Source organism: Ascidiaceihabitans donghaensis, from assembly GCF_900302465.1.
In the GTDB taxonomy this organism is placed as follows: Bacteria; Pseudomonadota; Alphaproteobacteria; order Rhodobacterales; family Rhodobacteraceae; genus Ascidiaceihabitans; species Ascidiaceihabitans donghaensis.
Genome location: NZ_OMOR01000001.1, coordinates 2,796,999 through 2,809,757, shown reverse-complemented (window position 1 = coordinate 2,809,757; position 12,759 = coordinate 2,796,999). Strand labels below are relative to the sequence as shown.

The following is a 12,759-nucleotide window of genomic DNA, read 5'->3' as shown; positions in this document are numbered from 1 at the left end:
ACGCGGGGGCCAGCGCGATTTGCAATGTGGTTTGAAGGCTTTGACCGCGATCTTTCTAGCCGTGGAACCGTATCCTATGGTGCAGAATGCGCACGTGGGCTTGCACCTGCAACCTTGCCTGCCTTATAGCAACGGCCAACATGCAGCAGATGAATTCTTGGAGGATGCTATGGCAGGCCACTCAAAATGGGCGAATATTCAGCACCGAAAAGGGCGTCAGGACAAACTGCGCTCTAAATTGTTTTCCAAGCTGGCCAAAGAAATCACGGTGGCCGCCAAGATGGGGGATCCCGACCCCGACAAGAACCCGCGTTTGCGATTGGCTGTAAAAGAAGCCAAATCCAATTCTGTGCCCAAAGACGTGATTGATCGCGCGATCAAGAAATCCCAAGCGGGTGAGGGGGATGACTACGAAGAAATCCGCTATGAAGGGTACGGCCCCAATGGCGTGGCTGTCATCGTGGAAACCATGACGGATAACCGCAACCGCACCGCATCCACTGTGCGATCCACATTTTCCAAAAACGGCGGAAATCTGGGCGAGACAGGCAGCGTTGGGTTTATGTTCGACCGCAAAGGCGAAGTCAGCTACGGCGTGGATGTTGGCGATGCGGATACTGTGATGATGGCTGCCATCGAGGCGGGCGCAGAAGATGTCGAAAGCTCAGACGACGGTCATATCGTTTGGTGCGCCGACACCGATCTGAATGATGTGTCCACGGCGTTGGAGGCGGAATTGGGCGAATCTTCATCGACCAAATTGGTATGGCGTCCTACGACGACAACTGAAATGGACCTTGAAGCGATGGAAAAGTTGATGCGACTGGTCGATGCGCTGGAAGATGATGATGATGTCCAACGCGTCACAACCAATTTTGAAGCGTCTGACGAGGTGATGTCGCAGCTATGATGCGGCGTCCATAACCGAACAATTCGGTTGTCAAAAAATCTTGCCCTTCCATTCAATTGGAGGGGCTTTTTTGTATCTATGTGCCGCGAACGGCTGACGCAGTTAGCCGAACAAGGCCCGCGTCAGTCCAATCCAGCTTTTGCGGTTTTCGCTTTCGCGCTGGGGTGCTTTCACATCGACCCGGCGCATCAGCTCTTTGACTTCGTTCAGGCGCAGCTTGGCCGCGTTGCCCCCCGCGCGACTTTGCACGCTAAGGATTTTTTCCTGCGTATAAAGCGCGTCCTGGATCAGTTTGAGATCCCTCACGCTTAGGTCCAGATTATGTGCGTTTTCCAACATCTTTTCGATCTTTCTATGTGCCTTCTTAGTCATATGGTAATTGCAAAGAGATACGCCAATCATCAATGTTCAGATCACTGTGATGTGGATGAAACTTTTGTGCCAAGTCGCCAGCATCTAAGTATGGTACATGCCTTTGTAAAGGCGTCATCTTTCACTATTTTTCCAATCGTCGAATCCGCGTAGTTTTCAACTGAATTAAAGGCCGGATTAAGACTGAAAACGGCCTAAGTCTGGCACGTTTGGGCACATGGTTTTGACTCGAGGCGTACGTTTGTTGGCGCAGTCAGGCCGATAGCCCTTGTGACCGCTTGGTGTTTGGGTGTTGATACGCGGTATGGTTCAAACGTCTTCCTCGCGCCCGATGGCCGGTATCTTTTGGATGCTGGTGACAGGGCTTTCTTTTGTTGCGGTCACGGCATTGGTCAAGTGGATGGGCCCCACGATGCCGCCTGCGCAATCCGCATTCTTGCGGTATTTGTTGGGTCTGGTTTTCTTGCTGCCGATGATCCGCGAATTGCGCAGTGCAACCGTGACGCCGCGGCAATGGAAGCTGTTCGGACTGCGTGGCTTTTTGCATGCATTTGGTGTGATGCTTTGGTTTTTTGCCATGACGCGCATTCCTATCGCTGAAGTGACCGCGATGAACTATCTGGCACCGGTCTACGTGTCGATCGGGGCCGCTATTTTTCTAGGCGAACGTCTGGCGATGCGGCGCATTATGGCTGTGATTATCGCGTTGGTGGGGGCGGCCATCATATTGCGGCCCGGATTCAGGGAAGTTTTGCCCGGTCATCTGGCGATGCTGGTTGCGGCCGTTGTTTTCGCGGGGTCGTATCTTTTGGCGAAGATCATGGCCGATGAGGCCAAGCCGACGGTGGTTGTTGCCATGCTGTCGTTGTTTGTCACCGTGGCTTTGGCGCCATTTGCAGCCTATCATTGGGTGACGCCGACGTGGTCCGATATTGGCATTTTGTTTGCTGTGGCTCTGTTTGCCCAAGCGGGGCACTATACCATGACCCTTGCTTTTGCAGCGGCCCCTGTGACTGTGACGCAACCTATCACCTTCTTGCAACTTGTCTGGGCTACTTTACTTGGCCTGATCGTTTTCGATGAAGCCGTCGACACATATGTCATTCTCGGAGGCGTTCTGATTTTGGCTTCAGTCACGTTCATCACATGGCGCGAAGCCGTTTTGAAACGTGGCCCCATCACCCCCACAACACCCGCCACGAAGGTCTAGCTGTTTTTATTGATTGACGGGTTAATTAAAATCCTTCTAGGGTTAGCGCCAATTGAAAACTGCTTCATTTATGTGTTGGGGGATGCATGCCAAAGGTTGGAATGGAACCTATTCGACGGTCCGCCTTGGTCACAGCGACCATTGAGGAAATCGGCGCAGCTGGCCATCTGGGTGTGACCGTCGGCCAAATCGCCAAACGCGCAGGCATGTCCAGTGCGTTGGCTCATCACTATTTTGGTGGCAAAGATCAGATTTTTCTGGCGGCCATGCGCCACATTTTGCGCGAGTTCGGGCAAGAAGTCCTTGTGCGGCTGCGCGAAGCCCGCACGCCCTACGCCCGTGCCGAAGCCATCGTGGGGGCCTGTTTTGCGCCGTCCTGTTTTGCCCCCGCCACGATCAGTGCTTGGATGACGCTTTATGCGCGTGCGCAGACAAACGACGGCACAGCACGTTTGTTGCGGCTATACCAACTGCGCTTGCACTCGAATTTGACGCACGCTTTGCGGCCCCTGACGGACACCCCCGATGTCGCGGCAACAACAATGGCGTCTTTGATTGATGGCCTGTATTTACGTGCAGCTTTGGCACGCACGTCTGATGCAAACCACGCGCATGAAACGGCGCTGAATACCCTTAAAACGATTGTGGGCCCCAAAAATGACCAAACCTAATATCCTGATATTTATGGTGGACCAGTTGAACGGCACGCTGTTTCCCGATGGTCCAGCGGATTGGTTGCATGCACCCAATTTGAAGAAGCTGGCCGCACGGTCCACGCGGTTTGCCAACGCCTATACGGCGTCGCCGCTCTGCGCCCCGGGGCGGGCGGCGTTCATGTCGGGCCAATTGCCTTCCGCGACAGGTGTCTATGATAATGCGGCGGAGTTTCCATCCTCGTTGCCCACCTATGCCCACCATTTGCGTCGCGCGGGCTATCAAACCTGCCTTTCGGGCAAGATGCATTTCGTAGGCCCCGACCAGCTGCACGGTTTTGAAGAACGCCTGACAACTGATGTATATCCGCCCGATTTTGGCTGGACGCCGGACTACCGTAAACCGGGGGAACGCATCGACTGGTGGTATCACAATATGGGGTCTGTCACCGGCGCGGGCGTGGCCGAGATCAGCAACCAGATGGAATACGACGATGAAGTCGCCTATCATGCGACCCGCAAGGTTTATGATCTGGCACGCGGCAAAGATGACCGCCCGTGGTGCCTGACCGTCAGCTTCACGCATCCGCATGACCCCTATGTGGCGCGAAAGAAATATTGGGATCTTTACGAGGATTGCGAACATCTGCTGCCGACCGTGCCTGCAATGGATTATGACGATCACGATACCCATTCGAAGCGCATTTTTGACGCCAACGACTGGCGCAGCTTTGACATCACAGAAGACGACATCAAACGGTCCCGTCGCGCCTATTTTGCCAACATTTCTTATCTGGACGACAAGATCGGTGAGGTGATGGAAGCCTTGGACGGCACCCGCCAAGAAGCGATCATTCTGTTTGTATCGGATCACGGGGATATGTTGGGCGAACGGGGCCTTTGGTTCAAAATGTCCTTCTTTGAAGGCTCTGCGCGGGTTCCGATGATGATCAGTGCCCCGCAAATGGAACCGGGATTGCATACAACGCCTGTGTCGAACATCGATGTTTGTCCGACGCTGTGTGATCTGGCGGGGGTGGACATGTCCGAGGTGATGCCATGGACCGCAGGCCAGTCCGTTGTGCCAATGGGGCAGGGCGTTGAACGCACGGAACCTGTCGCGATGGAATACACAGCCGAGGCGTCTTATGCGCCGATGGTGTCGCTGCGGTACGGCAAGTGGAAATACAACCGTTGTGCTTTGGATGCAGACCAGTTGTTTGACCTGGACGCCGACCCACATGAATTGACCAATCTGGCGCAGGTGCCTGCGCATAAAGGGACGCTGGACCAGCTACGTGCCAAATCCGAAGCGCGTTGGGATCTGGACAAGTTCGACGCAGAAGTGCGCGCCAGTCAAGCAAAACGCTGGGTGGTTTACGAGGCCCTTCGTGAAGGCGGATATTTCCCGTGGGATTTCCAACCTTTGCAAAAAGCCTCGGAGCGGTACATGCGCAACCATATGGACCTCAACACAGTTGAGGAAGACGCGCGATATCCGCGTGGCGAATGACATAAATGTAACGACCACTTCGAAGGATGCAGGGTGGTTGAACCTTAAAGAAGCATTCAAGCCAACAACCAACGAGGAACGAAAATGTTAACGTCGATCATATCTTTCGGGGTCATTCTGGCATTTGTGCTGGTGGCCATTTGCGTGATCAAATGGTGGAATTTGCCGCTGACGGGCGTGACGCCTGTGCCGCTGTTCACCTTTATCGCGATCCTGTTTACGTCGGGTTTGGATGTGGGACTTATCATGTTTCCGCTCGCCTTTGATTATCCGTTATACGCCGATACAGCGACAGAACCGGCCTATGCCTTCACCAACCCGCTTGCGCTTGAATTCGGGTTCTGGGGCTTTTTGATCTGGGCGTTCTACTTTTTGACGACCTTTTACTTTTGCGCAATCGAACCGCGCGTGAAGTTCTTTGACATCCCGTTTGTGAAGCTTCTGAACAATATCGTGATCATCACAACCTGTGCCTTCACAGGCGCGTTGTTCCTGATCTACATGCCCTATTACATCGCAGAAGTCGGTGACGGCGAAACGATTTTGCCGGTATTCTACCTGATCTGCTTCCTTGTGATCCTGGTGGCGGCGTTTTCGTCCACAGACCTCAAGTTTGTGCGGGTTCTATCCGTCAGCTCGACGATCCTGTTCTTGTTGCTGATCCTTTACATGTTCCTGAACGCAGGCATGAGCGTGGGCGATCTGGCATCGACCGGCAGCAATATCGGCGGTTATTTCACCAACATCCACAAGTTCATCATTCCGCTGACGGATTATCACGAATTCTACCTGTTCTGGTGGTTTGCATGGTCCATCATGATTGGTCAGTTTGTCAGCCGCTTTGTCGGTGGGTTGAAAACATGGCAATTGCTGGCGTCCTTGCTAGTGTTCCCATCCATTCCCTTGGCGCTGTGGTTCACCGTTTTGTACTATTACCACCTGAACGGTATCGGCACAGCAGGCTTCCCGAACTGGGCCATGACCATCGTAGGCATCGTGTTTGTCATCAATTCGTTCGACAGTCTCATTCGCTTGTACACAGACAACCTGAACCTGACGACCGAGCGTTTCGGTACCGTGTCTTATGTGTTGGCCAACGCCATCGGCTTGTTTGTTCTGACGCTGCTGTTCCAAAGCCAGTGGTTGCAAATCCAGTGGGTCGGCTCTGTGGTCATCGTGATCTACCTGTTGGCACTTGCGTATATGTTCTTTGTGAAACGCGACAGGCTTTCGGGTTTGACGGGCAACGCGCAAACACCAGCTGAATAAGCGCCTTAAAAAATCAATCCCCCGTCCAACGCATGATCTGTGCATTGGGCGGGACGCAACAAAACGAGAGATTTCATGCAGACCCAACCCAAAGCCAGCCATTTTATCAACGGTGAATATGTCGAAGACACTGCCGGCACACCCATCGAGGTGATCTATGCCGCAACAGGCGAAAAGATCGCGCAGGTCCATTCCGCAACGCCTGCGATTGTGGAACAGGCTTTGGATGCTGCACGTGCGGCTTGGCCCGCTTGGGCTGCGATGTCTGGCACAGAACGGGGCCGCATTTTGCGCCGTGCAGCCGACATGATCCGTGACCGCAATCACGAACTGTCGGTTCTGGAAACCTACGACACAGGCAAACCCTATCAGGAAACGATCGCCGTTGATGCGACCTCGGGGGCGGATGCGCTTGAATATTTCGGTGGCATGGCCGCGACCCTGACGGGCGAACACATCCAATTGGGCGACGATTGGGTTTATACCCGCCGCGAGGCGCTGGGTGTCTGTGTCGGGATAGGCGCGTGGAACTATCCCACACAAATCGCCTGTTGGAAGGGCGCACCTGCATTGGCTTGTGGCAATTCGATGGTGTTCAAACCGTCAGAAACCACGCCGCTGTGCGCGTTGAAAGTGGCCGAGATTTTGATTGACGCTGGCCTGCCGAAAGGCATTTACAACGTCATTCAGGGTTTGGGTGATGTGGGCGCGGCTTTGGTCACCGATGACCGTGTCGACAAGGTGTCTTTGACAGGCTCCGTACCAACGGGCCGCAAAGTCTATGCGGCAGCGGCTGCAGGCATCAAACACGTCACCATGGAACTTGGCGGCAAATCCCCGATGATCGTGTTTGAGGACGCGGACATCGAAAATGCCGTCGGCGGTGCGATCTTGGGGAACTTTTATTCCTCTGGACAGGTCTGTTCCAACGGCACACGCGTGTTTGTGCACAAAGACATCAAAGAAGCGTTTCTGAAGCGCCTCTCCGAGCGTCTGGCCACAGCGGTGATCGGCGACCCGCAAGACCCCGACACCAACTTCGGGCCAATGGTATCAGAGCGGCAGATGGATATCGTGCTGGGCTACATCGAAAAAGGTCAGGCTGAAGGGGCGCGTCTGGTTTACGGCGGCAAGCGTTTGGACCGCGACGGGTTCTATCTGGAACCCACAGTTTTTGCGGACGTCAAAGACGATATGACCATTGCACGTGAAGAGATCTTTGGCCCCGTGATGGCAGTTCTCGATTTTGAAGATGAAGCGGATGTGATGAAACGCGCCAATGACACAGAATTCGGGTTGGCGGCAGGTGTGTTTACCAACGATCTGACACGGGCACACCGTGTCGCAGCCGGGTTTGAAGCCGGGACATGTTTCATCAATTCCTACAACGATGCACCCGTTGAAGCCCCCTTTGGCGGATCGAAAAACTCGGGCGTCGGACGTGAAAACTCCAAGGCGGCGATTGAACACTATTCGCAACTCAAATCCGTTTACGTGCGTATGGGTGATGTCGAGGCGCCGTTTTGATGGAAGCGGATTATGTGATTGTCGGGGCCGGCAGTGCGGGATGCGCTATGGCTTACCGTCTGGCCGAGGCGGGAAAAGACGTGTTGGTGATCGAACATGGGGGCACGGACGCAGGGCCGTTCATCCAGATGCCTGCTGCACTGTCTTACCCGATGAACATGAAACGGTACGATTGGGGCTACACATCGGAACCCGAACCGCATCTGGGGGGGCGCAAGTTGGCATGCCCGCGCGGCAAGGTCATTGGTGGATCGTCTTCGATCAACGGCATGGTTTATGTGCGCGGCCATGCGAAAGACTTCGACCATTGGGCTGAAAGCGGCGCGGATGGTTGGGCCTATGCGGATGTGTTGCCCTATTACAAACGCATGGAGACATGGGACGATGGCGGGCACGGCGGTGATCCCGAATGGCGCGGCACAGATGGGCCTTTGCACGTGACACGTGGCCCGCGTGAAAATCCTTTGTTCAAAGCCTTTGTCGAGGCTGGCAAGCAGGCAGGCTATGAGGCCACTGATGACTACAACGGGCAAAAGCAGGAAGGCTTTGGCCCAATGGAGCAAACGGTGCACAAGGGGCGACGCTGGTCTGCGGCCAACGCCTATTTGCGGCCGGCCTTAAAACGCGAAAACTGCAAACTGATCAACGGTTTGGTCGAGAAGGTCGTGATCGAAGACGGTCAAGCCACTGGTGTGGCTCTGGCGGGTGGGCAGGTTGTAAAAGCGCGGCAGGAAGTAATCCTTGCGGCGTCCTCAATCAACTCTCCGAAAATTCTGATGCTGTCGGGGATCGGACCCGCGGCCCATCTGGCTGAACACGGCATTGAAGTGGTCGCAGACCGTCCCGGCGTCGGGCAGAATTTGCAAGATCATCTGGAGCTGTATTTGCAAATGGCGGCCAGCCAACCCATCACGCTGTACAAACACTGGAACCTGTTTTCCAAGGCGATGATCGGGGCGCAATGGTTATTCACAAAGACAGGTATGGGCGCGTCCAACCAATTTGAAAGTGCGGCGTTCATCCGGTCAAAACCCGGTGTGGATTATCCCGATATTCAATACCATTTCTTGCCGATCGCTGTGCGATATGACGGCAAGGTGGCGGCTGAAGGCCACGGGTTTCAAGCGCACACAGGCCCGATGCGATCGGTGTCGCGTGGGTCCGTCACGCTGCGCTCGAAAAATCCGCAAGACGACCCGAAGATTTTGTTCAATTACATGTCGGACCCTTCGGATTGGGAGGATTTCCGCCGCTGTATTCGCCTGACCCGCGAGATCTTCGCGCAAAATGCGTTCAAGCCCTATGTGAAGCACGAAATCCAACCCGGGGACGCGGTGCAATCAGACGATGAGCTGGACGCATTTATCGCCGAGCATGTGGAAAGCGCCTACCATCCCTGCGGAACCTGCAAAATGGGGCGGCGGGATGACCCGATGGCTGTGGTGGATGCACAGGGACAGGTGATTGGCGTCGACGGGCTGCGTGTGGCAGACAGCAGCATTTTTCCACGCATCACAAATGGCAATCTGAATGGGCCGTCGATCATGGTTGGGGAAAAGATGTCTGATCATGTGCTGGGCCGCGACCCCTTGCCACGCGCCAATGATCAGCCGTGGATTCACCCGGATTGGGAAACAGAGCAAAGGTAAAGCGTTCGCGCTTTCCTTCATGTTTTGTTTACCTTCGTTACTGGTTTTGCTTGATATGTTCATGCTTTACCCTCATTTGAGGGGGCATGAACACGTTTTGCACCGCCATCGTTTTATGTTTGTTACCTATTCTTGCCGCGGCGGAAACGTCTGGCCAATTTACCGGTCGCGTTGTTGTCATTGACGGTGACACCTTTGACGTTGGGGACACGCGGGTGCGCTTGCATGGCGTTGATGCCCCTGAAAAAGACCAGCATTGTGTCACCGAACAGGGAACGTCCTGGCAGTGTGGGGCATGGGTCAACGATCAGGTGCGCCAGCGGATACAAGGGCAGATCGCGACGTGTACCCAAGTGACTGTCGACAGGTACAACCGTGTTGTTGCCTCATGTGACGTCGCCGGCGAAGATATTGGTCGTGCGCTGGTATCCGATGGATTGGCGTTTGCCTACGCCAAATATTCCACGACCTATGTTCTGGACGAAAAGGGCGCTGCGATCAACGATCGTGGCCTGCACGCCAGCCGTGTGCAAAGCCCGTCACAGTTTCGCAAAAGCCGCATCAAGGGACGCATTCCACCGGATCGGGACTGCGTGATCAAAGGCAATGTTTCGGCGGATGGAAAACGCATCTTTCATCGGCCTGGTCAGGCATTTTATGAGCGCACAGGCATTAACATCCAAAAGGGCGAACGGTGGTTTTGTTCCGTTCAAGATGCGGTTGCATCCGGGTGGCGGGCCGCAAAACGCTGAAATTGCGCGCTAATCCACAGTGTAGGGCAGCACGTCACGCAAGTCGGTATCAATGGTCAATTTGCGTTCAAGCGGCGGCACAGAGCGTTGGTGACATGTCTTGCGTTCGCAAATCCGACACGAAATGCCGATAGGTTCAAACGCATCGGTCCGGCCAAGATCCAAACCATCCGCATAGACCAAGGCCCCGGCATGCGCGACTTCACAACCCAAAGCGATCGCGAACCGGCGCACGGGTGCACCATAACGGCCTGCCGGTTTCGACACATCGCGAGCCAAGTTGATATAGCCGACCCCGTCCGGCGTTTCGGCCAACTGTCGCAGAAATTGGCCTGGTTGCTCGAACGCGCGGTGTACGTTCCAAAGCGGGCAGGCGCCGCCAAACCGGGCGAATTGCAGACGCGTGGCGGAATGCCTTTTGGTGATTGTGCCTGCTTGATCGACGCGCACAAAGAAAAATGGAATACCTTTTGCGCCGGGTCGTTGCATGGTGGCCAACCGGTGCGCGACCTGTTCGATTGAGGCACCAAATCGCCCCGCCAACCACTCCACATCATGCCGGCTGTCTTGAGCGGATTGCAAAAAGGTGGCGTAGGGCATCAATGCGGCGCCTGCAAAATAGTTTGCCAAGCCGATTTTTGCGATAGCGCGGGCTTCTTGCGTTTGAAACCGGGCCAGATCTAGTGTCGCTTCCAATAGTGCGTTTTGTTTGATCAAGGCGACTTGAAGAAGCAATTGGAAGGTTTGCGTTTCGGGTGCTGCACGCAAGGAAATGGTCAATTTTTTGGTTGATGGGACGTAAGACCGCAGCCTGTCGGTGTCCTCAAACGCAACTGTGATCCCTTCTGCGCCAAGGGTTGAGACGGCGGCGACCCGGATGTTTCCAGAGCGGCCCTGATCCGTGGCAAAGTGTTCCGCGGCGCGATCCACAGGATCAATGTAGTTGTCACAATAGTGAAAAAAGTCGCGGACCTCCTCCCAAGGGCTTGGACGTGCACGCGCATCCTCACGTCCCAACGCCTCGTCCAGAGAGGCCAGCCTTTCATGGGTCTGGCGATAGCTGTTGTGCAATTCGATAAAGGCGCGTGCAAGCGTCGGTGCATTTGATGCCGCCAACCTAAGATCCGCGATCGGTGGCATGTCACCGGCAAAAACCGGATCAGCCAAAGCTTCGCGCATGTCGCTGACCAGACGTTCACCATCTCCGGTGGAAAGTTCCGTGACATCAATACCGAACTCACCAGCAAGGGACAGGACGACCGCTGTGCTGACGGGCCGGTTGTTGTTTTCCATCTGATTGAGATAGGGCAGCGACACACCCAGCTTCGCAGCAAAGTCTTTTTGCGTCAGCTGAACGCGGGTGCGCACCTCGCGCAGTTTTGCGCCTGCATATAGTTTTTGCGTCGCCATAAGCTACCTTCCCCGCCAGGTCTTTGCAGGTTTGCAATGGCTCAGCGTAACTTTGCAAAGCATCCCGTGCAAGTCGCAGGTTTCAGGCGCTACAGCCGCAGCCGTGCTTCGCGCTTATAGACCAGCAGAATAGAGGTTAATGCAGCGCATGAGGTGATCAACATGATCAAGATTAAAGGATAAGCCCCTGTTTCAGGCGTTAGCAAAAACAGCGCCAACATAGACAGGCCAGCGCCCCCGCCGATCATGATTGCGCCACCCAAACCGGATGCTGTTCCAGCCAGATGTGGCCGCACCGACAGCATGCCCGCTGTCGCGTTCGGGATCACCATGCCGTTGCCCAAGCCCACAAATGTCATCAAGCCGAAGAATGTGAACGCATTGCCCAGGCCCGTCAGAAACAACAACAACATCAAGGCCATGCCAAACACGAGAACAAGGCAACCTGCCAAAATAAGTTTGTTCACTCCCAAGCGCTGGGCATTGCGGCCCGTAATCCAGTTTCCAGTGAAATAGCCGATGGCTGGTGCCCCAAAACAGATGCCAACCCACACGGATGACAGGCCAAACACATCGGAGCCAACAAAGGGTCCGCCGCCGAGATATGCAAAAAACGCCCCCGTGCTAAAACCAGATGCCATGGAGTACCCCCAAAACCTTGGGGAACGTAGTAATTCGGGATATTCCTTGAACTGTTGTGCCAGCGTCAAACCAGAGGGTTTGGATGTCTCGCCAAGGTCGTTCCAAACAAGACAGAACAGAACCAAACCCACGATGAAAAAGGCCCAAAAGTTGGATTGCCAGCCAAAAAACTCGTTCAAAATACCGCCGATGGCCGGGCTGACCATCGGAACCACTGCCATGCCCATCGTGACGTAGCCGATCATCGAAGCGGATTGGTCTTGGTCATATGAATCGCGCACAATCGCACGGCTGAGAACCATACACACCGCGACCGACGCCTGCACCATCCTGAAAAACAGAAACCATCCGACGGTCGGGGCGTAGATGCAGGCTACGCTGGCGGTCAGGAAAACAACCAGCCCCCCAAGCAAAACAGGGCGGCGGCCAAATTTGTCCGAGACAGGGCCGATAAAAATCTGCAAAACAGCGCTGACGATCAAGAACAAGGGCACCGAAAGTGTCACTACACTGTAATCGGCGTCGAAATATGCGGTCATGCCGGGCAAACTGGGCAAATACATATTCATTACCATCGCCGACATACCCGACAGGTAAATCAGTGTGAAAATATGTGGCGGAGTGCTGCGATCCAGAAAGCGGATCGTGATCGGCTTGTTCATGGTTAACAGCTAGGCCTCGTGCTGTGGGTTGTCTATATGAACCGAACGGAACAGTTCATTATTTGCAGTTTTGCAATTTGCAAAAGATTGACGGAATAGTATTTGCAAATTTGCGGAAAGAGGCTGTGATCTGCCCAAGCTCCTTGATAAAACATCCCAAATGAATTCGAATTCCATGAACGGGGCTGAC

11 protein-coding genes are annotated in these 12,759 nt (G+C 54.6%); 8 read left to right on the top strand and 3 right to left on the bottom strand.

The genetic code is table 11. The features are described from left to right. Window positions 1–169 precede the first annotated feature (169 nt). Window positions 170–910, top strand: a complete 741-nt coding sequence (locus tag ASD8599_RS14020; protein WP_108830196.1) for a YebC/PmpR family DNA-binding transcriptional regulator — start codon at window positions 170–172, stop codon at window positions 908–910. Between the two features lie 102 nt (window positions 911–1,012). On the opposite strand, the gene ASD8599_RS14015 is transcribed toward ASD8599_RS14020, so the two are convergent. After that, entirely contained in the window at window positions 1,013–1,282 is a 270-nt protein-coding gene (locus ASD8599_RS14015) for a hypothetical protein (protein WP_146188220.1), read from the bottom strand. 304 nt (window positions 1,283–1,586) lie between these two features. Between ASD8599_RS14015 and ASD8599_RS14010 the strand changes: the two genes are divergently transcribed. The 7 genes from ASD8599_RS14010 (at window position 1,587) to ASD8599_RS13980 (ending at window position 9,855) form a co-directional block, all read left to right on the top strand. After that, on the top strand, window positions 1,587–2,492 hold the full coding sequence (locus ASD8599_RS14010) for a DMT family transporter (RefSeq protein WP_108829108.1): 906 nt from the start codon (window positions 1,587–1,589) through the stop codon (window positions 2,490–2,492). 86 nt (window positions 2,493–2,578) lie between these two features. Beyond that, a complete protein-coding gene (gene betI / locus ASD8599_RS14005) occupies window positions 2,579–3,163 on the top strand; it encodes a choline-binding transcriptional repressor BetI (protein ID WP_108829107.1) in 585 nt (194 codons plus the stop codon). After that, window positions 3,150–4,658 carry a choline-sulfatase gene (betC, locus tag ASD8599_RS14000; RefSeq protein ID WP_108829106.1) on the top strand — a complete coding sequence of 503 codons (1,509 nt, stop codon included), beginning with the start codon at window positions 3,150–3,152 and terminating at the stop codon, window positions 4,656–4,658. Before betI ends, betC begins: the two co-directional genes overlap by 14 nt. A gap of 84 nt (window positions 4,659–4,742) precedes the next feature. Then, a complete protein-coding gene (locus ASD8599_RS13995; protein ID WP_108829105.1) occupies window positions 4,743–5,927 on the top strand; it encodes a BCCT family transporter in 1,185 nt (394 codons plus the stop codon). A gap of 75 nt (window positions 5,928–6,002) precedes the next feature. Further along, the gene (gene betB / locus ASD8599_RS13990; protein WP_108829104.1) at window positions 6,003–7,454 is read left to right on the top strand and encodes a betaine-aldehyde dehydrogenase; all 1,452 of its coding nucleotides are present in this window, start codon (window positions 6,003–6,005) and stop codon (window positions 7,452–7,454) included. Beyond that, on the top strand, window positions 7,454–9,103 hold the full coding sequence (gene betA, locus ASD8599_RS13985) for a choline dehydrogenase (RefSeq protein WP_108829103.1): 1,650 nt from the start codon (window positions 7,454–7,456) through the stop codon (window positions 9,101–9,103). The genes betB and betA overlap by 1 nt, the downstream gene beginning before the upstream one ends. An 86-nt stretch (window positions 9,104–9,189) precedes the next feature. After that, window positions 9,190–9,855 (top strand): thermonuclease family protein, encoded by a 666-nt coding sequence (locus ASD8599_RS13980; protein ID WP_108829102.1) that lies wholly within the window; start codon window positions 9,190–9,192, stop codon window positions 9,853–9,855. Between the two features lie 9 nt (window positions 9,856–9,864). Here the strand turns inward: ASD8599_RS13980 and ASD8599_RS13975 are convergent, their stop codons facing one another. Continuing rightward, window positions 9,865–11,265 (bottom strand): helix-turn-helix domain-containing protein, encoded by a 1,401-nt coding sequence (locus ASD8599_RS13975; protein ID WP_108829101.1) that lies wholly within the window; start codon window positions 11,263–11,265, stop codon window positions 9,865–9,867. A gap of 89 nt (window positions 11,266–11,354) precedes the next feature. Further along, window positions 11,355–12,569 carry a multidrug effflux MFS transporter gene (locus tag ASD8599_RS13970; protein WP_108829100.1) on the bottom strand — a complete coding sequence of 405 codons (1,215 nt, stop codon included), beginning with the start codon at window positions 12,567–12,569 and terminating at the stop codon, window positions 11,355–11,357. Window positions 12,570–12,759: the final 190 nt, after the last annotated feature.